26 protein-coding genes and 1 pseudogene are annotated in these 24723 nt (G+C 60.4%); 15 read left to right on the top strand and 12 right to left on the bottom strand.

Annotated features, from left to right (window positions below):
- The first annotated feature begins 27 nt into the window (after positions 1 to 27).
- Positions 28 to 765: an NUDIX hydrolase gene (locus tag AC0Z2B_RS07395; protein ID WP_476295762.1), complete on the top strand. Its 738-nt coding sequence runs from the start codon at positions 28 to 30 to the stop codon at positions 763 to 765.
- 273 nt (positions 766 to 1038) lie between these two features.
- Here AC0Z2B_RS07395 and AC0Z2B_RS07400 read toward each other — a convergent pair whose 3' ends face one another.
- Complete coding sequence (locus AC0Z2B_RS07400) at positions 1039 to 2529, bottom strand: MFS transporter (RefSeq protein ID WP_476295763.1); 1491 nt, start codon at positions 2527 to 2529, stop codon at positions 1039 to 1041.
- A 92-nt stretch (positions 2530 to 2621) separates the two neighbouring features.
- Here AC0Z2B_RS07400 and ftrA point away from each other — a divergent pair, with 92 nt between their 5' ends.
- From ftrA to AC0Z2B_RS07420, 4 genes are all read left to right on the top strand, one after another.
- Positions 2622 to 3614, top strand: coding sequence for a transcriptional regulator FtrA (gene ftrA, locus AC0Z2B_RS07405; protein ID WP_476295764.1), 993 nt, complete (start codon positions 2622 to 2624; stop codon positions 3612 to 3614).
- A 474-nt stretch (positions 3615 to 4088) separates the two neighbouring features.
- Positions 4089 to 4433: a hypothetical protein gene (locus AC0Z2B_RS07410; protein WP_476295765.1), complete on the top strand. Its 345-nt coding sequence runs from the start codon at positions 4089 to 4091 to the stop codon at positions 4431 to 4433.
- Between the two features lie 41 nt (positions 4434 to 4474).
- Positions 4475 to 4999 (top strand): hypothetical protein, encoded by a 525-nt coding sequence (locus tag AC0Z2B_RS07415; RefSeq protein WP_476295766.1) that lies wholly within the window; start codon positions 4475 to 4477, stop codon positions 4997 to 4999.
- 94 nt (positions 5000 to 5093) lie between these two features.
- Positions 5094 to 5591: a GIY-YIG nuclease family protein gene (locus AC0Z2B_RS07420; protein ID WP_476295767.1), complete on the top strand. Its 498-nt coding sequence runs from the start codon at positions 5094 to 5096 to the stop codon at positions 5589 to 5591.
- Positions 5592 to 5737: 146 nt separating this feature from the next.
- Here the strand turns inward: AC0Z2B_RS07420 and AC0Z2B_RS07425 are convergent, their stop codons facing one another.
- The 3 genes from AC0Z2B_RS07425 to AC0Z2B_RS07435 all read right to left on the bottom strand — a co-directional run bounded on the left by AC0Z2B_RS07425 (position 5738) and on the right by AC0Z2B_RS07435 (position 8182).
- The gene (locus AC0Z2B_RS07425) at positions 5738 to 6403 is read right to left on the bottom strand and encodes a hypothetical protein (RefSeq protein ID WP_476295768.1); all 666 of its coding nucleotides are present in this window, start codon (positions 6401 to 6403) and stop codon (positions 5738 to 5740) included.
- On the bottom strand, positions 6400 to 7158 hold the full coding sequence (locus tag AC0Z2B_RS07430; RefSeq protein ID WP_476295769.1) for a hypothetical protein: 759 nt from the start codon (positions 7156 to 7158) through the stop codon (positions 6400 to 6402). The genes AC0Z2B_RS07425 and AC0Z2B_RS07430 overlap by 4 nt, the downstream gene beginning before the upstream one ends.
- A gap of 193 nt (positions 7159 to 7351) precedes the next feature.
- On the bottom strand, positions 7352 to 8182 hold the full coding sequence (locus AC0Z2B_RS07435; protein ID WP_476295770.1) for a LysR family transcriptional regulator substrate-binding protein: 831 nt from the start codon (positions 8180 to 8182) through the stop codon (positions 7352 to 7354).
- On the opposite strand from AC0Z2B_RS07435, the gene AC0Z2B_RS07440 reads away from it, so the two are divergent.
- Entirely contained in the window at positions 8138 to 9139 is a 1002-nt protein-coding gene (locus AC0Z2B_RS07440; RefSeq protein ID WP_476295771.1) for a DMT family transporter, read from the top strand. The genes AC0Z2B_RS07435 and AC0Z2B_RS07440 overlap by 45 nt on opposite strands.
- 243 nt (positions 9140 to 9382) lie before the next feature.
- Here AC0Z2B_RS07440 and AC0Z2B_RS07445 read toward each other — a convergent pair whose 3' ends face one another.
- From AC0Z2B_RS07445 to AC0Z2B_RS07465, 5 genes are all read right to left on the bottom strand, one after another.
- On the bottom strand, positions 9383 to 10639 hold the full coding sequence (locus AC0Z2B_RS07445; RefSeq protein WP_476295772.1) for an NADH:flavin oxidoreductase/NADH oxidase family protein: 1257 nt from the start codon (positions 10637 to 10639) through the stop codon (positions 9383 to 9385).
- A 56-nt stretch (positions 10640 to 10695) separates the two neighbouring features.
- Positions 10696 to 11118 (bottom strand): MerR family transcriptional regulator, encoded by a 423-nt coding sequence (locus tag AC0Z2B_RS07450; protein WP_476295773.1) that lies wholly within the window; start codon positions 11116 to 11118, stop codon positions 10696 to 10698.
- A gap of 72 nt (positions 11119 to 11190) precedes the next feature.
- Complete coding sequence (locus tag AC0Z2B_RS07455; protein ID WP_476295774.1) at positions 11191 to 12225, bottom strand: methionine synthase; 1035 nt, start codon at positions 12223 to 12225, stop codon at positions 11191 to 11193.
- A 24-nt stretch (positions 12226 to 12249) separates the two neighbouring features.
- On the bottom strand, positions 12250 to 13233 hold the full coding sequence (locus AC0Z2B_RS07460) for a DUF1852 domain-containing protein (protein WP_476295775.1): 984 nt from the start codon (positions 13231 to 13233) through the stop codon (positions 12250 to 12252).
- Positions 13234 to 13419: 186 nt separating this feature from the next.
- Positions 13420 to 14634 carry an aldose 1-epimerase family protein gene (locus AC0Z2B_RS07465; protein ID WP_476295777.1) on the bottom strand — a complete coding sequence of 405 codons (1215 nt, stop codon included), beginning with the start codon at positions 14632 to 14634 and terminating at the stop codon, positions 13420 to 13422.
- Positions 14635 to 14785: 151 nt separating this feature from the next.
- Between AC0Z2B_RS07465 and AC0Z2B_RS07470 the strand changes: the two genes are divergently transcribed.
- From AC0Z2B_RS07470 to AC0Z2B_RS07490, 5 genes are all read left to right on the top strand, one after another.
- Positions 14786 to 15712, top strand: coding sequence for a LysR family transcriptional regulator (locus AC0Z2B_RS07470; protein ID WP_416425042.1), 927 nt, complete (start codon positions 14786 to 14788; stop codon positions 15710 to 15712).
- Positions 15713 to 15837: 125 nt separating this feature from the next.
- Complete coding sequence (locus AC0Z2B_RS07475) at positions 15838 to 17127, top strand: flavin-containing monooxygenase (protein WP_476295779.1); 1290 nt, start codon at positions 15838 to 15840, stop codon at positions 17125 to 17127.
- Between the two features lie 14 nt (positions 17128 to 17141).
- The gene (locus AC0Z2B_RS07480) at positions 17142 to 17855 is read left to right on the top strand and encodes an SDR family NAD(P)-dependent oxidoreductase (RefSeq protein ID WP_476295780.1); all 714 of its coding nucleotides are present in this window, start codon (positions 17142 to 17144) and stop codon (positions 17853 to 17855) included.
- 87 nt (positions 17856 to 17942) lie between these two features.
- Positions 17943 to 19295 carry an MFS transporter gene (locus AC0Z2B_RS07485; RefSeq protein ID WP_476295781.1) on the top strand — a complete coding sequence of 451 codons (1353 nt, stop codon included), beginning with the start codon at positions 17943 to 17945 and terminating at the stop codon, positions 19293 to 19295.
- Between the two features lie 5 nt (positions 19296 to 19300).
- The gene (locus tag AC0Z2B_RS07490; protein WP_476295782.1) at positions 19301 to 19693 is read left to right on the top strand and encodes a Rid family hydrolase; all 393 of its coding nucleotides are present in this window, start codon (positions 19301 to 19303) and stop codon (positions 19691 to 19693) included.
- Positions 19694 to 19820: 127 nt separating this feature from the next.
- Here the strand turns inward: AC0Z2B_RS07490 and AC0Z2B_RS07495 are convergent, their stop codons facing one another.
- A complete protein-coding gene (locus tag AC0Z2B_RS07495; protein WP_416427412.1) occupies positions 19821 to 20315 on the bottom strand; it encodes an Lrp/AsnC family transcriptional regulator in 495 nt (164 codons plus the stop codon).
- Positions 20316 to 20450: 135 nt separating this feature from the next.
- Between AC0Z2B_RS07495 and AC0Z2B_RS07500 the strand changes: the two genes are divergently transcribed.
- Complete coding sequence (locus AC0Z2B_RS07500; RefSeq protein WP_476295783.1) at positions 20451 to 21080, top strand: LysE family translocator; 630 nt, start codon at positions 20451 to 20453, stop codon at positions 21078 to 21080.
- A gap of 92 nt (positions 21081 to 21172) precedes the next feature.
- Here the strand turns inward: AC0Z2B_RS07500 and AC0Z2B_RS07505 are convergent, their stop codons facing one another.
- The gene (locus tag AC0Z2B_RS07505; protein WP_476295784.1) at positions 21173 to 21961 is read right to left on the bottom strand and encodes an aspartate/glutamate racemase family protein; all 789 of its coding nucleotides are present in this window, start codon (positions 21959 to 21961) and stop codon (positions 21173 to 21175) included.
- A 343-nt stretch (positions 21962 to 22304) separates the two neighbouring features.
- On the opposite strand from AC0Z2B_RS07505, the pseudogene AC0Z2B_RS07510 reads away from it, so the two are divergent.
- From AC0Z2B_RS07510 to AC0Z2B_RS07520, 3 genes and pseudogenes are all read left to right on the top strand, one after another.
- Positions 22305 to 22430, top strand: a pseudogene (locus tag AC0Z2B_RS07510) (GNAT family N-acetyltransferase); the annotation flags it as partial.
- A 40-nt stretch (positions 22431 to 22470) separates the two neighbouring features.
- Entirely contained in the window at positions 22471 to 23118 is a 648-nt protein-coding gene (locus tag AC0Z2B_RS07515; protein ID WP_476295785.1) for an HD domain-containing protein, read from the top strand.
- 5 nt (positions 23119 to 23123) lie between these two features.
- Positions 23124 to 23567, top strand: a complete 444-nt coding sequence (locus tag AC0Z2B_RS07520; protein ID WP_476295786.1) for a GNAT family N-acetyltransferase — start codon at positions 23124 to 23126, stop codon at positions 23565 to 23567.
- Between the two features lie 82 nt (positions 23568 to 23649).
- On the opposite strand, the gene AC0Z2B_RS07525 is transcribed toward AC0Z2B_RS07520, so the two are convergent.
- Positions 23650 to 24675: a hypothetical protein gene (locus AC0Z2B_RS07525; RefSeq protein WP_476295787.1), complete on the bottom strand. Its 1026-nt coding sequence runs from the start codon at positions 24673 to 24675 to the stop codon at positions 23650 to 23652.
- Positions 24676 to 24723: the final 48 nt, after the last annotated feature.

The following is a 24723-nucleotide window of genomic DNA, read 5'->3' on the forward strand; positions in this document are numbered from 1 at the left end:
GCATACCGACCAAGCCAAAGGTGCAACGTGGAATTCGAACGAGACAGATTCAACGGCATCATCGTCGACGCCGCTTCGCTGCCGGACAACCCGCAAACCTTGTGGAGTGCGGTCGAGGAGTTGGTTGCCATTGTCGAGCACGAGGGCCTGAACCTGGCCTGGGTCACCCTGCCGATCAGCAATGCCCAAGCGATTCCTGCCTTTACCGCCGTCGGTTTCTCCTTCCATAGCTGCCTGGCCGATCAGTTGACCCTGGTGCGCCGCCACGTTGATCAGGCATTCGTGCCCTTTATACCCACGCATACCCTAGGCGCCGGGGCTATCGTCATTAACAATGCCGGGGAGCTACTGGTTATAAGGGAACGAGGTACTACCGGGTTCAAGCTACCGGGGGGGCATGTAGACGATGCCGAACGAATTCAGGACGCGATCGTGCGCGAAGTGATGGAGGAGACGGGGATTGAAACGAGGTTCGACTCTATCGTGGCCTTTACCACCAAACACCCCTACCAATTTGGCAAATCGAACATTCACTTTATTTGCCGAATGACACCCTTGACCCAGCATATCGCCATCCAGGACACCGACGAGATCGAAGAAGCGAAATGGGTAGCGCTACCGGCTTACCTGGAAGATTCCGGCAATAGCCTGTCCAACCGGCAGCTGGTCAGGGACGTGGCGTTCAGCCAAGGGCTGGTCTGCAGCGAGTATTCTTCAAACACCGGGGTTCACAAAAAACAGGAAATCTTCACGGCGGCGGGCTGAGCGATCCCAACAGCTGTTTTTCGACATGCGTCCAAGCACCACAGCGTGATCGCATGGGTGCCGTCTCTGCGTAGGCCTCAGGCCGAACTCACATACTCGGCAGCGAAGGTGTGCCACGGTCGATCGACCGCTTCCGGCCAGAAGCGATCATCCGCGTCTCCCAAAGCGATCACCGCCAATAGACCCTGGAATCAAGGGTGCTCAACCCATAGCCGGCGCGGGCGCCGAGCTTTTCAGAGCTTGAGAAGGAACACCCACGCCCACAAAACCGGCTCATGCGACGTTCAAAACAGGTCCCCTCGTTTTCCATGGCCTAAACACCAGAAAGCTCGCAACCGACGCCACGCAGGCGCTTGCAAAGCTGTACAGCAGCACCCAGGTGAAGCCAATATTCAGCAACGCTTGGAACGTGGCGACTGGTAAATCCTGTTTGCCGGCCGCCACCGCCTGGGCCACGGCCTGCACGACTGAATCCCCCTCCAACTCGGGCAGTACCTGGCGTAGCCCGGCGCTAATACCTTGCACCAAAATCCAGCCCATGACCGCAATGTTGATGGCCAGCGAAGTCATCCGGGTGGTCATGTCCATGCCCGAAGCCATACCGGCACGAATCGCTGGTACAGCGCTTGTGCTGGTATTCGTCACCGGGGTATTCGTCAGGCCCAACCCTGTCCCGGCCAGCAAGCAGCCAACGGTCATGCCGGGTACCAACAGCCCCGCATGGCCAATGGATGCACACATCAGCAACATGCCCGCCCCAATCACCAATAGCCCTGCCGGGATCATTACACCTGGATGCAGTTTCAGCGCCAGCCGCTCACCCAGGGGCGGGACAAAAAGCGTCGGCAATGTGTATGCCAAGAGCAGCAGCCCCGCTTCGCCTTTGCCCAGCCCCATGCCCGCCTGCACATAGATAGGCAAATAGATCATCAGCGGCCAATAGCTGAAGTTCATTCCTGCCGAGCCAAGCAACGCCCCGGAAAAATCCCGGATACGGAACACCGAGAAATCCATCATCGGCTGACGGTTGTACTTTTGCGAAACCACGAACGCTATGAATCCAAGCAGAGTCAACGACATGATCACACCGACTTCCACGGTCGATAGGTCAGATTGCGAGCCTTGAGTAATGACGTAGGTCAAACCGAACACCGAAGACGCCAATAACACTATGCCCAGGCCATCCAGTTTGCCGCCCTGCACCTCCCGCGACGCCTTTACGCCGGTACCTGCGAGCAGGCACGCGCCTACAGCCAGCGGCACGTGGATCAAGAACACCCACTGCCAGTTGGCGAGCTCAAGGATGACCGTGCCGATGATTGGCCCCAGCCCCAGCCCGGCGCCAAAAACGATCCCCCACATCGCAAAAGCCTTGCTGCGTTCACGAGCCTGGCTGAACTGCCCGGAGAGAATTGCAATCTGACACACCAACATGGCGCCGCCACTCGCGCCCTGTACAGCCCTGGCGATGATCAGTGTGGTTGTATTGCCAGCCAAGCCGCAGGCCAAAGACGCCACGCCGAACGTCGCGACACTGATTATGAACAAGACTTTGCGCCCGTACCGATCCACCAGCGTGCCCACCGCCATGAGCACCGTCGTGCAGGCGAGCGTGTAGGCATTCATGATCCATTGCAGATCACTGAAATGGCTCTTGAGCAACGCCTGAAGCGTGGGCAATATCACCGGGATACTTGAGATTTCCAAACCAAACATCATTGCCGCCACACAAACCGCGGCCAGCGCTTTTACCGAGTCTCTCATGCTGCACCTTCCATAGCCCGAATGAATGCAGCGATGATCAAGGACTCGAGGGTGGCTGGAAATCGGCACGAAGGCCAGGTATTGTCAATTTCATGCCAAAACATCCTCCCGACGTAACTCCGTTCAACAACCGACTCGTCGTGGTCGCGTACGACCAGCTCTGTACCTTCGAGTTCGGCACCGCGGTAGAAGCCTTCGGTCGTGACGACCCACACCTCAACGCTCCCCTCTACGATGTGCGCGTCGCGGCGGCCGAGCCCGGCCCGCTAAGGGCTTTCGGTGGCGTGCAGATCTGCGTGGAAGGTGGGCTCGAACTGCTGGAACAGGCGGGCACCATTGTGATTCCGGGCTGGCGCGACCTGGCAGAAAACGTGCCCACCGCGCTGCTCGAAGCGCTCAAGGTGGCCGGCAAAAGAGGATGCCGCATCATTACCATCTGCGCCGGCAGCTTTGTGCTGGCGGCAACCGGCTTGCTGGCCGGTAGACGCGCCACCACCCATTGGCACCATCACCAGGCGTTCGCGCAGGCTTATCCGGACATTCAAGTCGAGGCCTCGGTGCTGTACGTGGACGAAGGCGATATCCTCACTTCGGCCGGCTGCGCGTCCGGACTTGACGCTTGCCTGCACCTGATACGTCGCGATTTTGGTCCTGAGGCGGCCAATCGGGCGGCACGCCGCATGGTCACGCCTCCCCATAGGCTGGGCTGCCAAGCGCAGTATATCGAACAACCCGTCACCGTCAGACCCGGCAGCAGCCTGGCACCGCTGCTGGACAGGCTGCGGCTCAGCCCGGACAGCGAAATAGATATCGAGCACATGGCGCGTACCGCCCACATGAGTCGCCGGACATTCCTGCGCCGATTCCATGATGCCACGGGCACCACGCCCGCCAACTGGTTGCTGGGGGTAAGGCTGGAACGCGCCAAGGCATTGCTGGAGACCAGCACACTGTCCATGCCCAGGATTGCCGAACAATGCGGATTCGGCACTGCAGCCACGATGCGGCATCACTTTCGCAAAAGCCTGAACAGCAGCCCCAGCTGTTATCGCAAGCAATTCGGGCGGGCCGAATCAGCCGTTTGAACGCTATTGCACAATGGCTAACCAGCATGTTGTTAGTCACTGCCGCCAGGCAGCCCTGACCGGGTTGACCCCTGGAGGGATTCAGCGAGGTCAGCCATAGCAGCCATGAGCGCGGGTAGTGTGAAGGATGGCTGTCCGCAGTCAAGAGCGCTCTGTCATGACTGGCCGCTTTCGGCCAGAAGCTGCCCTCCATCTGGACGGCTAAGGCTCGGCCATGCGCTGTAGCCGCTGCCGCCAGGCTGCGCTGGCCGCTGGGTACGCTGGAGATCTCCAGTGTGGGTGATGGTCAGCGCAGCCTGCGGCAGCGGCTACAGTGCTGGGGCTGGCCGTCAGCAATGGGTCGATTGCTGCCATTCGCGGCTGCTCTCGCCCTCACGCGAGGACCTGCAAGCCAATGGCTAGTCGACAACATCCACATCCCCCTGCTCGAAGGTACGATAAGTCACACGCACGAGATGGGGTACAGGAAAACGGATGAGCTACGACATCATCATCTTAAAGCCGATGGGGTCTGGCACTGATGATTTGGCAAACGTCAATGACGTGCTGGAAATCGGGGATGAAGCATCGGTCCTCAGGTCTCTGGCGCAGGTGTTGCCGGGGTGTGTTCAAGGAGTATTCGCCAGGGATGAGTCGTTCACAGTTGAAGGAAGCCTTTCAGGAAAGCCGGTGACGTCCATCCATTTATCACTCCGGTTCGGAACGTGTTGGTCCGACTCATCCCTCAACGTCTTTCTGGCGCTTCTGTCAGAACTTTGCGACTCCCTTCAGACGCACGCAGACAACAAACTGATCACTGCGCCAGCGATTAGGCGCTGATTCACACGAATGCATACCCGTCTGACCCACCGAGACCTGATATGGCTAGCCGATACATCTTTACCTCTGACAGGGCGATTCAGGATCTTCACACCGCACGCCTACTGGTGGGTAGACGACTGATCGCGCTTACACATGACCAGTACTACTTCAACGAAGAGAAGTGTCTGGGAGATGTAGGCTCCATTGAGTGGCATAGTGACGGCCACCCCACAATTGCCATGTACCTGTTGAGTGACGGTGAAAGCGTAGGGGCTGATCTGTTGCCCATAACGACACCCCCGCCGCTCGATCTCAAGCCCGACGCGACCTGCTGTTGGAAGAGGGAAAATCTTCTGACAGCCCTGTCAATACCCCACTTTGAACGCGACACGGTTTGCGAAGTAGAAGGCATTCTGGACTCCCTCTACGATCAGGCTCCTCGGCAGGTCGGGTTTAGAATCACTTTCGAGTCCGGCAATTACCTGGTTTTTCTGAACCAGGGTGACGATGCTGTGATGCTGGTCAACAGGCTTCCACCTGCATGTCCTGAAATTGAAACTCGCTTTGTTACCTGCATTGAATGACGGCTTTCGGCCAGGAGCGGACGCTCAAGAGTGGAGAAGTCGGCTCCAAATATGCCAATATTTGGCCCAAACAGATAGCGAACGGAGGGGGGAAATGGACTTCAAAGAAGCATTCACACTGGTAAAGGATCTTGCCGAGGCCATGCCTGCGATATTCGACAGAGTCACAATAGAACTCGCCTTTGGTGACGCAAGTCCCGCCATCGGCGACTGGTCAGATCCAACCAACTCGGGAATGCTGGTCACCGGCGATGGGGTCGGGTGTAAGAACGGCGTATATTTTTTTGGTACCCCTGAGGGGCAAATCCTCTATATCGGCAAGGCAACCCGGAACAACCTGCATCATCGGGTCTGGGACCATGTTAAGACGCCCAAAATCCGAGAAGACGGTTGGCGAACCTTTCCCAACCACCGATTCACAGGGTTTAGGAACAACAAAAATCCAGTGCCTCAGGTTCAAGATGGTGAAGCACGGATCGCCGTCATTACGGTCTCTGACTCGGTGGTAGTATCGCTCATCGAAGTCTATCTACAGACGGCTTACATGAAACGACACGGTACACTGCCAGCTTTCAACCGACAAATTGGCTAGTCCTCCAGCCTGCTGGAGGGCAAGGATGGATCAATCTAGGTGGGCCGTTGCCGCTCACGTTTCCATTGATGGGTGTAGCTGCTTTGGATCAATTTCTACCGGCAACGGCACGCAGAGACCAGGCCCCTTCCGCCCCTTCGGCAGGACTAAAAGGAACCTGATGTACGAGGAAGAACACGATATTGCCCGGTTTTGCCTTCAACTCGAGCATACCTCACCGCTGCTGTGGTGGAGAGCGCTTGGGCTGCATCGAGTTTTAATAGCAAAGCTTTTATGGGATTGATGATGTTATTTTGAACATCCTTCGGGCTGTTGATATCGGTTAGGCGTACGCTATAGCACCATTCGCTCTCGTACTGCGTATGCACCCAACGAAAAAGGCGCTCATCTTCAAGAACTAGGTCATACCCATTGGTGAGATCTAGGGGGAAACCCATTTGTATATCTTCGAAGTCAATGGGGTTTCCCCATTTCCCTATATGCAGGAGTGGTTCGTGATTGTCCTCTGCCTCAACACCCTCACCTGTAAGGCTTATCTGGGCTACAAGATAACTGCTCGTCGAACGTTTCGGTTTGGAAATGATCGGTAGAGAGATACCCAGTTGGGTGTATACCCAATCGTGTTCATCAGTCGTACAGTGGTCGATCCATTTGCCCCCTACTTTGTAATGCTTGGCGAGCTCCGGAGCAAGCAACGCACGACTCAACTCTTCTTTGATAAGGTCAGTCAGACGTTCGCATTCAGCACCAAGTCGTGAAACGAATCGAATGGCCTCTGTAATCGACTTACCAATATCGTTCGGGGTAGTCACTGTTCTGAACTCCAAATGAAAGATGGAAATGAGGTGCCAGCCATAGGGACGACGGGGGGAGCAAGTTTTTTGAAGCCATTAATTGGGCTCCAGAACAACGGAGACTTTGGGAGCGCGGAAGGGGTCGTGAGACCTCTGAAGCCTTGGAAACGCCTAATATGCAAGCGCTCAAGTAGGGTTGTCACTTGAGCGCTCCACTTCTTCAGTCCGGAATCGGTTGAGCAATCCAAATGTTTCAATACGTCGAGAATACTGATCCATGATCGCAGAATCAGGCGGCCATTCCAGATATTGTCTTGACCAATAGCATTCAGACCTGCACTGATTTCAGGCGCAATGAAAAGGTGGTGCGCAACTTCGCGCTCGGTGTCAGTCAGATACTCAGTCCATTGTCGGTGCAACTGATCTTTGCCGCTTAGCGACGCATTCCACTTGAACTCTACTAACACTATGCGGCGTTCTCCCGATGGCCAGTGCAACTCGACGAGGAGATCTGGCTCAATAGTTCGGCGTAGCCAGAAATCCATCTGAACGCGGCTGACGGTTCCCGACGGAAAAGCTAGTTCCTCCCGTACGTCGCGCTCGATTAGCGCCCTCCAAAATGAGCCACTGGCCTCAGGGGGAAGGTAGTCCAATGGTCCCATGATTAAAGAGGTTATCTCATCCTCTTCGCATACTCTTTTTTCACCTACATCGCGATGACCGAGGTAGCGTCTATAGAAGTGACTTTTTCCGTGACAAAAAGAGTGGAGCATTCCGTTGGCATCTCTTGCAAAAGTAAATCGCGATAATCGCGTATTGCGCCCCTTTTGACTAGCGTTACGGCCGACTGCAATGGGTCGAAAGCAGCCTCTGAAAATGTATCTACGTACCTCAGAACTGATCGCTCTCGAAATCGCTCTTGAGTGCCTCACCACCGCAGCAACGACCCAACTCCCCCGCCCCTCACTAGCGCCCGCTGGATTCATCGCCATAACACTTGCGCGCCACGGCAATGAAGGCCTGGGTTGCCGTCGAGGACTGGGTCTTGTCCAGCACGGCAAGCCCGACCACTCGCCTGACCGCAGGGTTCAAGGGCCGCGTCAGGTAATCGGCCGACGCGCGCTGGGGCAACGAGGATTGCGCCACCACCGTCACAGCATCGCCACGCTCCACCGCAGCCAGGGTGCTCATCAGCTGTGAGGTTCGGTAGCGCACGCGGGGTTGCAGCCGCGCCGCCGCGAACAATTGCGAGACCAGTTCAGAGGAGCCGGCCTCGGTCAGGACGAAGGGGTCGGCGCACAGGTCGGCCAGGCTTACCGAGGCTTGGGGCGCCAGGCAATGATCGAGCGGCAGCACGGCGACCATCTGATCTTCGATCAGCGGGTAGGTGTCAAACTGCCCATCGGGCAAGGTAACGAAGCCCACATCGACTCGATGCTCCAGCAGCCATTGGACAACCTGGCGATCAGGCCCCTCGTCTATGTGAACTTCGATGCCCGGGTAGGCTGCGCGGAACTCGCGCAGAATGGTAGGCAGCAAGCGCTGCGAGGACGTGGGGCCGAAGGAACCTATGCGCAGCGTGCCCAACATCAAGTTCCGCGCGTCGGCCGCCTCCAGGCGCATGGCGTCGGCCATGCCCAGCATGGCCTTGGCCCGCTGAACCAGGCGCGCGCCGATGTCGGTCAACTCGACCTGGCCCTGATGGCGGACCAGCAACTCAACCCCCAGCTCTTGCTCAAGGGCCTTCACCGCATGAGAAATCGCCGATTGGGACACCTTCAGGTCCGCGGCGGCCAAGGTGACTCACAGAGCCGATACTCAGCGCGGCTGATTTACCTGCAGTTATCCCTGGTCGCGATGATATGGGGCGGCACGTTCGTGGCTGGGCGCTATATGTCGGTGGACAACCCTGCCCTGCTGTCAGCCAGCTTGCGATTTCTGCTGGCAGGTGCGGTGCTGGGTGTGTTTTTGCTGTTGTCCAAACAGGCATTTGTGAAGCTATCGGGCGCCCAGTTGGTCAAAGTGCTAGGTTTGGGGTTTTGCGGCATTTACGCCTATAACCTGTGTTTTTTCTATGGCCTGCACCTCATCAGCGCCTCGCGGGCGTCGTTGATCGTGGCGCTGAACCCGGCCGTCATGGCGATAGGCGCTTATCTCATGTATCGCGAGGCGATCTCCCTCGTGAAAGCCTTCGGTATCGTGCTGTGCCTGATGGGGGCTGCGGTGGTGATATTTTCCAGGAACCACCTGGCGATCGCCGGCGATGGCGCTGATTGGCGCGGCGACCTGCTGATTTTCGGCTGTGTGCTGAGCTGGGTAGCCTACAGCCTGTTCGGCAAGTCGATGGTCAAGGAAATCGGCGCGTTGCATACCGTGACCTACTCGATCTGGGCCGGCGCGGCGATGCTGACCGTCACCGCCATTGCCAAGGGGCAGTTCAGCCTGGACCTGATGAGGGCGTTGCCTGCCAATGAACTGTTGAGCCTGACCTACCTGGGGGCCATCGGTTCGGCGCTGGCGTACATCTGGTTCTATAACGGCATCCAGGTGATCGGCGCTACCCGCGCGGGGGTGTTTATTGCGCTTAACCCGTTGACTGCGGTGCTGCTGGGGTGGGGGCTGCTCGATGAGCACATCAGCGCTTATACCGCGGTGGGGGGAGCGTTGGTGATCGGCGGTATTGTGATGTGTAACAAGCCGGTTTCTGCGTCGGGGAGCACCTGGTTTCGGTCTGGCTTTTTTGTTCGGCATTGAAGCGCCCATACACCGTAGCCGCTGCCGCCAGGCTGCGCTGGCCGCCGGGTACGCTGGAGGTTTCCAGTGTGGTTGAAGGCCAGCGCAGCCTGCGGCAGCGGCTACGGTGCTGGGGCTAGCGGCCGGCGCAAGATGCTCGCCAGACTCACCTCAACCAACCAATCGCTTGCGCATGGGCGCGCACGCCAGCTCAAGCCCCGAAGGCGCAATCGGCGAGACGCAGCAGTGCGTGCCCTGCGATGGTCATCTCAAGTCTCCCAAGCCGTTGTAGTGCGACGACTTTTCCACCCATCTACGATACTGGCGAGTGCGCAAGGCCATGGCGAGCTGCTGCAGGATCAGCGCCCGCAACGGTGAAACGCTCGGATCGGTTTTTTTAGCCAGGCTGAGTTTGCGCAACTGAAACTTCACCACCGCCATGTTCGCCAAGGCGGCAATGGCTTTGTTTTTCCAGGTGATTGCAGGCAGTTGCGGGGCGTTGTCCTTGCCCTGCTGCCAGTCACGAGGCAAGTGCGGGTCGATGGCCAACGCGGTGCCGATGCCCACCATGTCCACACCGCTGCGCACCACGCTTTCGGCCACCGGCCGGCGGCGGATACCGCCGGTGACCATCACCGGCATGTTGGCGACGGTTTGGATGTCACGGGCGAATTCGACGAAATACGCTTCACGCGCCAAGGTGCGACCGTCGCGGGCGTCACCCTGCATAGCGGGTACTTCGTAGCTGCCTCCGGATAACTCCACCATGTCGACGCCCAGGTCGTTGAGCAACTCAACCACCCGTTTCGCCTCATCGGCAGTGAACCCTCCGCGCTGGAAATCGGCGGAATTGAGCTTAACCGCCACGGCAAATTCCGTGGACACCACCGCCCTGACCGCCTTGACGATGGCGAGCAACAGGCGCGCGCGGTTTTCCAGGGAGCCGCCCCACTCGTCCGTTCTCTGATTGGTCAGGGGCGAAAGGAACTGGCTCAACAAATAGCCATGGGCGGCGTGGATTTCCACGCCGGTGAACCCGGCTTTTTCGCCCAGGCGGGCGGTGTTCGCGAAGCGCTGGATGACCTCTTCAATCACATCAGGGGTCATCGCCCGGGGCGTGGCGAAGCGCTTGGACATGTTGCCCAGTGCCAGTGGCACGGCCGACGGCGCCCACGTCGTTTGCCCGAGGTTGGCCTGCATCTGCCGACCTGGGTGGTTGATCTGCAACCAGACCTGCGCGCCGCCGGATCGAGCAATACGCGCCCAGCGCTTGAAAGGGGCCAGGTGCTGATCGTCCTGCAACACCACGCCACCCGGTCCGGTCATGGCGCGGCCGTCGACCATCACGTTGCCAGTGATGATCAGGCCAACACCGCCGTCCGCCCACGCTTGATAGAGCCGCATGAGGTCTTCGGACGGAGCCTGGTGGGCGTCCGCCATGTTCTCTTCCATGGCGGCTTTGGCGATTCGGTTCTTGATGGTGGAACCGTTGGGAAGGGTCAGGGGGGCGAACACATTCATGGGGGCAGTCCTCAACTGGAGATGAGGCCACCTTAAGATTGAAGTGAACTTTAAGGTCAATACCTTTTTGTAGCCCCCTCTTCTCGCAGACGAGTGATCAGCATTTGCGCATTGTCCTCACACGCAACGCCCTCGGGCTTAGCTTCGATGCCCTTGATGACGAGCAGAAGTTGCGCTTTGTTTTGCGCCAGCCGCTCCTGCAGCACACTGATTTCCTCCACCTTTTGCTTCAGCCCCGTGAGCAACGCGTCGTGCTGCCAGCCGCTGGCGTTCCCCGGCATCAGTTGCCGGATCTCCTCCAACGAGAAACCTGCCGCCTGTGCACCGGTGATGAGTTCCAGCACCCATTGGGTATCAGGCGCGTAGTCCCGGTAGCCGTTGGCCTTGCGCTCGACGGAGCGAATCAAGCCACTGGCCTCGTAGAAACGAATTCGTGAGGGGGCCAGCCCGCTGATTTTCGCCAGTTCGCCTATTCTCATAACCCCACCCTGCACCACTCTTGACCTTAAAGCTGACTTTAAACCTAACGCCATCAGGCAGCCAAGGCCGGCTCAACCTTCGCTCGCAAGTTCCTCGCGAACAATCGCTGCGCCAGCACTCAACGCTCTCAACTTGGCGCTGGCAACTCGACGCGGCAACGGCGCCATGCCGCAGTTGGTGCACGGGTAGAGTTTGTCGGCGTCGACGAATTGAAGGGCTTTGCGCAGGGTGTCGGCAACTTCCTCGGGCGTTTCGATGGCATGGTTGGCCACATCAATGGCCCCGACCATCACCTTCTTGCCCCGGATCAGTTCAAGCAACTCCAGGGGAACGTGGGAGTTGTGACATTCCAGCGAGACGATATCGATGCTGGACTGTTGCAGCTTGGGGAACGCCAGTTCGTACTGGCGCCACTCCGCGCCCAGCGTCTGTTTCCAGTCGGTATTGGCCTTGATGCCGTAGCCATAGCAGATATGCACGGCGGTTTCGCAGTTGAGCCCTTCGATGGCGCGCTCCAGGGTAGCCACGCCCCAGTCGTTCACTTCATCAAAAAAGACGTTAAACGCAGGCTCGTCAAACTGGATGATATCCACTCCGGCAGCCTCCAGCTCCCGGGCCTCCTGGTTGAGAATTTTGGCAAATTCCCACGCCAGTTTTTCCCGGCTCTTATAATGCGCATCAAACAGAGTGTCGATCATGGTCATGGGGCCTGGCAGTGCCCATTTGATCGGTTGCCGGGTCTGCTGCCGCAGGAATTTGGCGTCCTCGACGAACACTGGTTGTCTGCGCGCAACAGCGCCCACCACCGTGGGGACGCTGGCGTCGTAGCGATCACGGATCCTGACGGTCTTGCGCTGTTCAAAATCAACGCCGTCGAGGTGTTCGATGAACGTGGTCACGAAATGCTGACGGGTTTGTTCGCCGTCACTGACGATATCGATACCGGCCAGTTGCTGCTCGTGCAACGCCAGGCGCAAGGCGTCCTGCTTGCCTTCCATCAGCGCTTCGTCGTGCAGTTTCCAGGGTGACCAGAGTGTCTCGGGTTGGGCAAGCCAGGCAGGCTTGGGCAGGCTGCCAGCCGTCGATGTGGGCAACAGTTTTTTCATGAAAAAGACCTTGGTATAAATGAATCAAAGCGCGCAGTTCGCCGCCCACTGTTCAAGCATGGTTTGGTAGGGTTTGATGAACTGTTCTTCGGCGAACTTGCCTTGTTCCACAGCCAGGCGACTACGTTCCTCTCGGTCATAAACAATGCGCGTCAGCGAGTAGTCCTGGTGCGTCAGGCTTGGCTGGTAGGTTCTACCTGCCGCCGAATTGGCGTTGTAAATCTCGGGCCGGTAGATTTTCTGGAACGTGTCCATGGTGCTGATCGTGGCCATCAACTCCAGGTTGGAGTAATCACCCAACACATCGCCTGTAAAATAAAACGCCAGCGGCGCCGCACTGTCAGGCGGCATGAAGTAGCGAACCTTCATGCCCATTTGCTTGAAGTATTCATCGGTCAGCGAGTATTCATCCTGCTGGTATTCATGGCCCAATACAGGATGCTGGTTTTCGGTGCGGCGGTAGGTTCTGCTGCTCGAAACGCTCAAACAGATGACCGGCGGCTTGTCGAAATGCGCTTGGTAGGCGCTGGAATTGACGAAGCACTTGAACAGCTTTCCGTGCAGCTCGCCAAAGCCTTCCGGTGTGCTGAACCCAGCCTGCTTGTTGTTGTGTTCGAGCAATCGCACGCTGAAATCGTAGTCGCGCACGTACGAGGAAAAGTTATTGCCGACGATGCCGCTGATGCGCTCGTTGGCTTGACGGTCGACGATCGTAGTCTTGAGCACTTCGATCAGCGGGATGGCGTGACCACGGGTGCCCGCCCCCATGTTCATCTCGACGGAGATGATCTCCAGTTCAACGGTGTAGCGATCACCTGCGGGGTTGTCCCAATGCGCCAGCGCGTTGAAACGGTTATCTATCATCTTCAACGTATTGCGCAAATTCTCCTGGCGGCTTTCACCCCTGGCCAGGTTGGCGAAGTTGGTGGTGACCCGGGTATTGTTTGATGGCGAATAGTGCTCATCAAAATTTACGCGTTTGATCGTGAAGGTGAATTCATTGTTCATTCCAACTGCCACCCTACTTTTCAATATTGACCAGCGTTCCGTTCCCTCACGGCCTTGGCTGTTGCCGAGTGTGAAGAGCTGAGCGCAGGTTAAAGCGGGTGGCAGTTGAGTAAAAACGAATTGATTTCAGAAAAACATTAGTTCTGCTCATGCCGCTGCAACAGCGCGACAACGAGCTGGCCGGCCCTACCCCTTGCTCAAGTCCACCAACGGCGTCTGCCGCACTTCGGTGTCGCGCCCACCCTGAATATCACTCACCTGCTTCAAGGCCTTGTCCACTGCGGCCTTGTCCGCCAACAGGCTGTAGCTGATGTGGAACTGCTTGTGCTCTTTCGGGCCAATGGTGGGTACCAGGTTCAGTGGGCGCTGGTAACGGCGGTTGTAGGAAAAACTGGTCCCGGGTTCCAGCCCCGTGACGTAGCCCTGGCCTTGGGTGTCGGTGTTTTTCCACAGGGAAAACACCGGCAGCGTCCGGGTGTTGAAACCGACCGCCACGCCCAGGCTGCCCGCCTGGTTATGCAGCACAGTCAAGGTATCGCCCTTGGCATCGGCATAGGGCACTACGTTGTAGACCGTTTCGTCGTAGTCCTTGGTGGGCGCGCGGTAGGTTTGCCAGTCGGCGAGGTCGCCCTTGGCCTTGTCGTTGAACGGCGACACCTGTTTCACCGGCGCAGCGAAACGCGCGCCCTGCTCAAGGAACGGGGTGCTGAAGTTGCTGTGGTACAGCGCCTGGTATTCCTTTGGGTAGTCGCCGTTGTTGGTGAGGGTGTCGTTGAGGGCGAACGCTACGCTGCCCGGCTCGGTGACCAGCTCGGTGGCGACGGCAAAGTCGACCTTCTTGAACGCCTGCTCTTTCAGCTCGCCACGCAAGCGGATGGCGTACGGTGGCTGCTCGTCGATGTGCAGGGTGACTTTGCTTGCGGGTATGTTGGCCGCCCGCCCGTGCAGGGTCAGCAGCTCGCCGTTGTCGACGCCGGGGTGGCCGACCCATTCGTAGCCGCAGCGGGCCACCAGCTCGTTGAAGCCTTCCAGCCAACCCAAGCCATCGCGGCCATTGAGTTCGATGAAGGCGGGGTTGACCACCTCCTTGACCGGTGAATCCCAGCCCATGCGCACCTTGCCCACCGAGGCGTGCAAGACGTTCATGCCGCGGGTGGGCACCACCGAGAGTTGCATCGTGCCGTTATCGATGTCGACGATGCTGACCCCCTCCTGCCGCCCACCGTGCAAGGTACGCACCGTGACGCTGAAGGGTTTGGCGGTTTTCACCCCGAGCTGCTGGCTGGTGACCTGCCAGTTCTGGGCGGCTTTGTCGGTGTCGAGCAATACGTAATCCCACGCCATGGCGTGGGAGCCGGCGGACAGGGCGCCGAGGGCAACGAAGAGTTTGAGCGGGGTCATTGCAATAGCCTTTCTTGGAGTTGTGGGTTTTTTATAGCCGTGAAGAAACGTTTCAGCAAGCCCAGGGGCGACGTTCCCCGCCCATTTAGGCCATGATGCACGGCAGCGCGCAGCCCCTGGCGCGAACAGACAAGGAACGGTTGACCTTCACATGACCCTGCAACAACTGACCTACTTCCTGGCCGCGATCGAGCACGGCACCTTCTCCAAGGCCGCCGAAAGCCTGCACATCGCCCAGCCGTCGCTGTCCGAACAGATCCTGCGCCTGGAGGAGCACCTGGGCACCCACGTGTTCATCCGCACCAACCGGCGCCTGGTGCTCACCGAGGCGGGGCGGCGCCTGCAGCCGTTCGCCCAAGGCATGGTCACCGCCGCCCGCCAAGGCTACGAGGCGGTGCAAGCGGTGCGCGAACTCAGTGGCGGGGTGGCCAGCTTCGGCACGTTCGGCACGGCGCACCATTACTTCCTGACCGACCTGATCGAACAGTTCCGCACCCAGCACCCCGACATGCGCATCAAGATCGTGGGCTACAACTCGTCCGAGATCGCCGAGCTGGTCAGCCACGGCGATATCGAGGCGGGCCTGGTGATGCTGCCCATCAAGCAGCAGAACCTGACGGTCAGCGAGCCGGTCTGGTCGGCGCAGGTCGGCTACATCAGCGCCAACCCCGACCACCTGCAGGGCCCGAAAACCATCCGCGACCTGGCCACCGCGCCCCTTATCCTGACAGAAGCGCGCTGGAATACCGCCGACCCTATCCGCCGCCTGCTCGCCCAACTGGCCGCCAAGGGCGGCGAGGTGCTGGACCCGATCATCGAGGTGGAGCACCAGGTCACCGGCTTCGAACTGGCCGCCCGCGGGCTCGGCGACGTCATTGCCACGCGCCCGATCCTGCATCAGCTGGGCTTCAATGACCGCCTGGGCTGGGTGCCGATCAACCCGCCCATCTTCGAAGTCTTCGGCTTCATCCACCGCCACGACACGCCCATCTCGCCGCCCACCCGGGTGCTGATGAACCTGATGCGCAGCCACCTCAGCCGTATCCAGGCGTTGTATGCGCATCTGGAGTCGCAGTAGCCATAGGCTGCGCCTATACGAAGCACTTTGTTTTACCCATTCATCCGCACGCAAGCCGGTTGGATACTGCCCCCACGGACGCCAATGACAGGCGCTTGCACCGTTCGATGAAGGGGGAGTCAACCATGTCCACTCAACTGCAGTACTGCATCATTGGCGCCGGGGCCGCAGGCTTGGCAGCGCTGAAGACCATGACCGACGCCGGCTTCCAGGTGGACTGTTACGAGAAGTCGGCGCACATCGGCGGCCACTGGAACACCGATTACGACGCGTTGCACCTGATCACCCCGAAAAGCAGCTCATGCTTCGATGGTTTCCCCATGCCGGCGGACTACCCGGTGTACCCCAGCCGCGACCAGGTGAAGGCGTACATGAACGCCTACACCGACACCTTCGGCCTGCGCGAGAAGATCACCTTCAACACCGAAGTGCGCACCCTGGTGCCGCTGGGTGACATCGGCGAAGCGGGCTGGCAGGTGACCCTGGCCGACGGCACCCGCAAGCGCTACGCCGGGGTGCTGGTTGCCAACGGCCATTTGTGGGATTGCAAGATCCCCGAGGTGGGCAAAGGCTTTACCGGCTTGTCCATTCACTCGGGCGAATACCGCAACGTCAAACAGGTGGAGGGCAAGGTGCTGGTGGTGGGCTTTGGCAACTCCGGTTGCGACCTGGCGGTGGATGCCGCCCAGGCGCGCCTCGACACCACCATCGTGATCCGCCGCGGCCAGCTGTTCCAGCCCAAGACCATCTTTGGCGTGCCCCGCGGTGAGTTGCCGTTCCTCGGCCAGTTGCCGCCCGAACAGCAGAACATGGTGATGAACCTGCTGATCATGGCCACCGTCGGCTCGCACACGAACTACCCCGGCCTGCCCGCCCCGGAAAGCTACGACCTGGACGAACAGCCGCCGGTGGTCAACACCTTACTGCTGTACTGGATTCAGCACGGCCGCATCAAGGTGGCCCCGGGCATCGAGCACATTGAAGGCAAGACCGTCACCTTCAGCGACGGCAGCCAGGGCGACTACGACACCATTGTCTGGGCGACCGGCTTCAACACGCGCCTGCCGTTCCTGGACGAGAACCTGCTGCAGTGGCGCGACGGTGCCCCCTTGCGCACCGCCGCCATGACCCTACCGACCAACATCGAAGGCCTGTTCTACATCGGCCTGGGCGCCCCCCGTGGCCCGCAATGGCCGGTGTACTGCGACCAGACCAAATTGGTGATGCGCTTCCTGAAACTGCGCGCCGCCGGCATGCAAGGCCTGGCTGCCAAGTTCGCCAGGCTGCAACCAGCCGACTCGCGCATCGACATCATCAAGCGCGAATGGCTGGCCAGCTACAAGGACACCCAGCGCCAACTGGATGTCATGGAACTGTCCCTGCAACCCGCCACCCCTATCGCCCAACTGGCCTGACTGGACTACTCATCATGACTACTGCACCTACCGCCAGCGTCATCATCACCGGCACCTCCTCCGGCATGGGCCAGGCTGTCGCCCAACGTTTCCAGGCCGAAGGCTGGCACGTGGTGGCCGTCGACGTCACCCCCGGCACCCAGGCACCCAGCGCCCTGTTCTCGCCCGTGGTGGGTGACATCACCCGCGAAGCAGAGCTGACCAGCGCCATCGACGCCGCCCTCGACGGCAAGGCGCCGTTGAAAGCCGTGATCAACGCGGCCGGGATTTTCCCGACCTCGTCGCTGGAAAGCTACAGCGACGCCCTTTACCGCAAGATCTTCGACATCAACGTGCTGGGCTCGCTGAACATCGCCCGCATCGGCACCCGGCACTTGAAGGCCGCCGGTGGCGGCGCCATCGTATTCTTCGCATCGGTGGACGCCTTCACGGTGTCCAAGAACCAACTGCTGTACAGCGCCTCGAAAGCCGCCGTGGTGTCCATCACCCGCTCGCTGGCGATTGAACTGGCCGACCACAACATCGTGGTCAACGCCCTGGCGCCGGGCTGGGTAGACACCGAAGGCACCCGTGCCGGTGGCCGCATCGAAGCGGCCATTGCGTCGATCCCGCTCAAGCGTGCCGCCCGCGTCGACGAGATTGCCGACTGGGTCTGGCAGCTCGGCGCCAAGCCGTCCTACGTGACGGGCGAGTCGTTGTGCATCGCCGGTGGTGTGTTCATGCGCTGACCCGATCGCAGGCCCCACGCGCCAAGACGTGGGCCTGCCCTTCCTCCTGACTGCTGCCTCATTACAATTATTCCAGAGGGCAAGATCATGGGCGAACTCTACGTTTCCTCAACCTCGCACGACAGGTCCACCCCGCGCGCCAAGGCATCGACCTCGCGCAAACCGATGACCAAGGCCGTGGTCGGCGTGACCCTGGGCAACATGGTCGAATGGTTTGACTTTGCGTTGTACTCATCACTGGCCGGTATCATCGGCAAGACTTTCTTCCACAACGACAACCCCACCACGCAACTGCTGGCGATCTACGCAACCTTTGCCGCCGGTTTCCTCATCCGCCCCCTGGGCAGCCTGGTGTTCGGCCCCATCGGCGACAAGTACGGGCGGCGCATGGCGCTGTCGCTGAGCATCTCGTTGATGGCGGTGGCCACCTTCGCCATTGCGCTGATACCCAGCTACGCCAGCATCGGCGCGTTCGCCCCGATACTGCTGATCCTGATGCGCCTGCTGCAAGGCCTGTCCACGGGCGGCGAGTACGGCGGTTCGTGCACCTTCATCGCCGAGCACGCGCCGGACAAACGCCGCAGCTTCCTCACCAGCTGGCTGGAGTTCGGCAATATCTCCGGCTTCCTGCTCGGTGGCGCGGTGGTCACCCTGTTCACCCTGACGCTGGGCGAAGCCACCATGGCTGACTGGGGCTGGCGCGTGCCGTTTGCCATCGGCGGGCTGTTGGGCATGATCGCCCTGTACCTGCGCCTCGGCCTGGAAGAGACCCCGGTGTTCCAGCAAATGCAGGCAAACGAAGCCGCGCTGAAAAACAGCCCGGCGGCCAAAGCCGGCCTGTTCACCCTGCTGTTGAACGAGTGGCCGCAACTGCTCAAGTGCATGGGCCTGGTCACGGTGTTCAACGTGACCTACTACATCATCCTGGGGTACATCCCCGGCTACCTGGAGAACGTGCTGGGCTACAGCAACAGCTTCAGCCTGAGCCTGGGCATGACCGCCACGCTGTTCATGCTGGTGCTGATCCCGGTGTCCGGCCTGCTGGCGGACCGCATCGGCCGCAAAGCCATGATCATCGCCGGCTGCGCCCTGCTGATCGTGCTGGCCATCCCCTGCTTCATGCTGCTGCACAGCCAGTCGCTGCCCCTGCTGCTGGCGGCCATGCTGACCCTGACCCTGGCGCAACTGTTCTTCGAAGGCGCCATGCCGGCCACGCTGACGTCGCTGTTCGGCTCACGGGTGCGCTTCAGCGCCCTGGCCATCAGCTACAACGTCGCCGTGTCGCTGTTTGGCGGCACCGCCCCGCTGATCAACACCTGGCTGATCAACGCCACCGGCAATCAGATGATACCGGCCTGGTACCTGATCGCAGGCGCCGTGGTCGGCCTGATTTCCGTCCTGTTCGTGAAGGACTCCACCGGCAAACCTCTCCCACAGTGAGACCCATGATGACTACTCCAACCTTGCGTCAAAACATCTCCTCGGGTGGCCAGTACGAAGCGGTGTTCGGCTACTCGCGCGCCGTGCGCGTGGGCAACCACCTGCACATCTCCGGCACCTGCGCCTCGCCCGACCATGAGCACAGCAACGCCGGGGAGCAGGCCCAGGCCATCCTGGCCACCGTGCGCAACGTGCTGGCCGAGGCCGGCATGAGCGTGGAAGACGTGGTGCGCACCGTGGTCTACCTGCGCGACATCAATGATGCCGCCCAGGTGGCCAAGGCCCACAGCGACGTGTTCGACGGCATCCGCCCGGCCAGCAGCCTGATCCAGGTCGACTCCATGCTGCGGCCCTGGCAGAAGGTCGAAATCGAGACCTACGCCATCGTCGCCGGCTGACGCGGCCTACCGGCCGCTGCTACAGGGCATGCCGCACCTCCCCGTAGCAGCTGCCGCAGGCGGCGTCAGCGGCCCCCAGCCGTCAACGCTAGCCGAACGAAGCAAGCCCACCCCGGCTTCACGCCACCTAGGGCAAATGCCCCAAGGGTAATCCCCCTTGAGGCTTGATGGTCTTGATCGCAAAATTGCTGCGGATATCCCGCACCCCCGGCAGCCTCAGCAGCGACTCCGTAAGAAAGCGCTCGTAGTCACGCAGATCTGGCACCACCACATGCAGCAGGAAGTCCGACTCACCTGAGACCAGGAACGCCGAAATGACCTCTGGCAGCGCCAGCACCGCCAAACGGAAGTTCTCGGCTTCGACCTCATGGTGACGTTCGACCTTCACCCCCACGAAGACAGTCAACCCCAGCCCCACGGCTTCCGCCTCCAGGCTGGCTTGATAGCCGCGTATCACCCCCGCCTCCTCCAACTGGCGAACCCGCCGCAAGCATGGCGAGGGGGACAGGCCAATCTCCTCGGCCAGTTGAACGTTGGTGAGCCGACCGTCGCGCTGCAGGGCGGTGAGAATACGTTTGTCGTAACCATCGAGCTTGGGGTAGACCGGGCGCTGAGTTGGCATAGGCAGCCTGTTGAGCAGGGGTTGATTGGCACAATCTGCCAATGATAGCCAATTCAAGGGTTCATTACGCAACCACCTGCCCTGCCCATGCGGCTTAGAATTTCGTCCTCACTTCCTGCCCTGACGGTCGCTGCCATGGACGATAAAGTTCTCTATCTCGCCGCCCTTGCCATGATTTTTCTCATGCCTGGCCCCGACATGGTCCTGCTGTTGCAGACCGGCGCTCGCCAGGGCCGCAGGCGGGCGCTGGCCACCGCGTTGGGTTTGGCCATGGCCCGTGCCGCTCATGTCACATTGGCGGCGGTGGGCCTGGCATCGCTGTTCAAGGTGCTACCCTGGACGTTCGAGATGGCCAAGTTCGGTGGGGCTGCCTATCTGCTCTGGCTCGGCCTCAGAATGTTCAAGCCGACCAGCCATGGCACACCACGCCACCCGCCTGCGCAGAGCACCCCAGGCCAGGGCCTGGCGGCGGTGCGGCGTGGCATGCTGACCAACCTGCTGAACCCCAAGGCCTTGTTGTTCTGCTCAGTGTTGCTGCCGCAATTCATCCACCCGGGCCAGGGGCCCGTGCTGGGCCAATTTGCGCTCCTGGGTGTGATATTAGTGAGCGTGGGCGCAGTGTTCGACGTAGCCTACGCCACCGCTGGCAGCTGGATGGGCCGCCGCCTGGAACACAGCGCCGTCGCGCAGAAGGTCCAGCAATGGCTGTTTGGCGGGATGTTGATCGGCTTCGCGGTGCGGCTGGCGTGGGTGCAGCAGGGCTAGTCTACCTGTAGCAGCGGCCGCCAGGCCGCGTCATGAGCCGCTGCGTTGTGCCTGGCTCACCGTGGTTGCAAGACGCCGCCTGGCGGCAGCTGCTACAGCAACCCCAGGGCCTTGCGGCCCTGGGCCACGAACTCAGGCGCGACACCGGCGAACAAGTTCGCCTGGCTTTTCACCAGCCCGGTACAGCGGGCAACCCCCACCATTGCCTCCAGGTATTTGAGCCCCACGGAGGAGGAATCCACCACGGGCACGCGCGTGCCCTGCACGTGGCTGTAGCCGGCGCGACGCAACAGTGGCCCGTAATAGGCACAGCCCACCAGGATCACGTCTGCCCCGTCGCTGATGCACGCGTGCGCCGCAGCCTCGAAGCGAGGAAGGAATTGCCGTGCCGGCCCATCGACGGCTTCCAGCAATAGCTGTGCATCGGAATAGGGCGTGATGGACCGGACCGGCCGAGCGATACAGCGGTCCCGCAGGCCATAGGCGATGATATCGCGCTCGATGGCCACGGCGGTCTTGTCGGAGACCGTGACCACCGCAAACCGTTGGCCCATGGCCAGGGCGGCCAGCATCGACTGCTCGCCCACCGAAGCTACCGGGATGTCGAGCATCTCGCGTGCTTCCCACAAAGGGTCATTCCAACAGCCCAGATAAACGCCATCGTATCCGTCGGCCTGGGCTTGCATGGCGGCTTCCACCATCAGCACCGAGTTCAGGTGCTCGGCGTACTGCGAGCGGGTGAAGCCACCGCTGGTGGCCAGGAAGCGAAAGTCCAGTTGAACGTTTGGGGCAACCACGGCGCCGACACGCTCGTGAATGGTCGCCCATAGCGGCTCCAGGGCCGGGTTACGGGCAGTCGGGTGAATCCAGCACAGTTTCATCGAGGCATTCCTCTTGGCCAATAAAAACCGGCGAACGGGTCGCCGGTTGCAGGGCAAAACGGCTCCTGGCATGGGATTGCCGGCGCATGCCTCCACCAGCAGCATTGTGGCGCTCGGTGTAGGGCGAGATGAACAGTGGGTTTCCAGTGTCTTGCATAGGCGGGGCCTATAGAGGCGTGGTTGGCTCTGCGCTCTTTGCTCAGCCTTGCCACAGCGCTGGCAAATGCCATAGCCTGCTTGTCTTCGGCACTCACCATCGACGGGACAGCGATGAACCCACCACAGGGACGTAGCGAATCAAGCGGGCTGCAATGCCGGCCTCTTGGGCCAGATGACGCCGAGAGAGGCCGAGTTCGCGAGGCGGGGTATCAGCTTTGCCGTGCTGCACGCCACCCAGGTTGGAAAGCCTGTGTATGAGCAGATAGGCTGGATGGGGACGTCGGAGATGGCCAAGGCCATCACTGGATAACTACCGCTACCCATACGCGCCACCCCTCCGAGCCAAACCCATGCCCAACCCACCCTTCGCCCCCTGCCAACACCTGGCCAGCGACCTCCTGGCCTGCCTACCCACCACCAACGACGGCTCCCACGACCTGTCGCACCTTCACCGGGTATGGTCCAACGTCCGGCGCATCCAGCGGTGCGAAGGCGGCGACCTGGAAGTGCTGCTGGCTGCCACCCTGCTGCACGATTGCGTGGCGGTCGAGAAGGACTCGCCCTTGCGGGCCCAGGCCTCGACGCTTTCGGCGGAAAAGGCCGCTTCGATCCTGACGGATAGGGGCTGGAAGCCCAGCCGGGTCGAACAGGTCGCCCATGCCGTGCAGGCCCACAGCTTCTCGGCAGGCGTCGCGCCCCAGACCCTGGAGGCGAAGATACTGCAAGACAGCGACCGCCTGGACGCGATTGGCATGGTGGGCGTGGCGCGCTGCTTTTATGTGTCCGGGCGCATGGGCTCGGCGCTGTACGATTTCACCAACCCCACGGCTGCCGGTCGCGACTACCACGACAAGCAGTTCGCCATCGAGCATTTCCACACCAAGCTGCTGACGCTCGCGGTCGGTTTCCAGACAACCGAGGGCGGCCGCCTGGCTGCGGTGCGCCATGGGCGGCTTGAGTCGTTCCTGGCGGATTTCATGGATGAGATTGGGGGGTGACGATAGTGAGCCAGCCAGCAATACATTCCATAACAGCACTGCCCGAGAACATCGCGGTTTTGGAAAAAGAGGCCATCGACGAGGGCTTCAGGTTTCTCACGCGCCTGATTGCCGAATGGCAGTCCGGCGCCAATCGCTTCAACCGCCCCGGCGAATGCCTCATGGCGGCTTTTATGGAGGGCCAGCTGATAGCGATTGGCGGTCTTACCCAACACCCATTCGCAGCGCCTGGCGTCGGCAGGCTGCGCCGGGTGTTCGTTGCCCGGGCGTTCAGGGGCCGGAACCTGGGCAGGTGCCTGGTCGAGCAGCTGGTTGCCCATGCCGCTGGGCACTTCCGCGAGGTGCGCCTGTCCACCGATACCTCCAGCGGCGCAGCCTTCTACACTGCCTGCGGCTTTCAGGCGGTGGTGGATGAACAGGCGACTCATCACTGTGTGCTAGAGCCTTGAGGTGTGCCCACACGCTCTGCGTAGCAGCGGCCGCCGGCCGCGTCACAGTCGCCACAACAGCCCCCTGGCAGAGCATTTACCTTCAGAGGGTGGGTGCTCTGGCAGCCTTGCGAGCGTTCATCACGCGCTCGGTAGTCTCTTGTTCAGTGAGTAACCTGAGCGACAGCACCTTGACGATGAACGGGGCCCCCGCTGGCTCTCCACAGGTCACTTCGGCGCTACCGCCGATGGACAGGTAACCATACGAAGTACTCGACGCGACCTCTTCCCCCGTCTCTCGGTCAACTATCCGCGCACGCGAAGCCCACGCACCGCTGGCGGCAACAGGGAACTGGGTGTTGACGTCGTATTGATACCTGGCCGTCGGGCTGTCCAGCTTTTCGGCTTCATGAACGTCTGGCCCATGGAGTACTTTCACGCCTGGGCGCGACGTGCGTTGCGTCTGAATTTCCTGAAGGTCTGTGTGAGTAAGTAGGTAACTCGACAACGAAAAGTTTCCTTCAGGCATGTACAACAGCCTCACTTCTGGCAGCGTATGCTCGATCATCTGTGTTGCTTCACCACAGTTGATGGCCATGAAGTGCTCCAGCTTCGACTTTTGTTGCCAATAGCCCGTGGGGTGATGGAACCAATAGAAGTTAAACGCCAGCAAGGCAGCCGCCAGCACAGACACCTCCAGCCAGCCCGGCTTCAGGTAACCAGGCCAGGAAGGCCGTGCTAGCCCTAGCACGGCGAACAGCATCGCCATCAGCCAACAGAAGTAACCCCAACCCAGGCCGGATATCGCCCCGTCCCCGTGAGCTTCGTCATAGATAATGCCGCTGCGGAACATGAACGTGCAGGCCAGGACCAACGCCACCACCGCCCAGCGTAATGCGCGGTGCGGGTTGGCGAGAGACAGCAGCACAGCCCCGAGGTAAAGAGGGTTGGCGAACCAGGAGAAGTGCCCGTCGATAAACCCGAGCCACCCTAGTGCGGCCGTTTCGACACCGTAGACGACCTTGGTGCCTTGGTAGTAAGCCGGCAAGGCAAGCGCGGGAAAGAACAGGGCGATGCTTATCCAGAGATAAGGCCTGAACGGCAGTGTCGATCGAACCTGCGCTGGCATCCCGGCGCTTCCTTGCATGACGAGTAGACACACAGCATAGCCAAGCGA

The organism is Pseudomonas sp. GYB4201 (genome assembly GCF_056312595.1).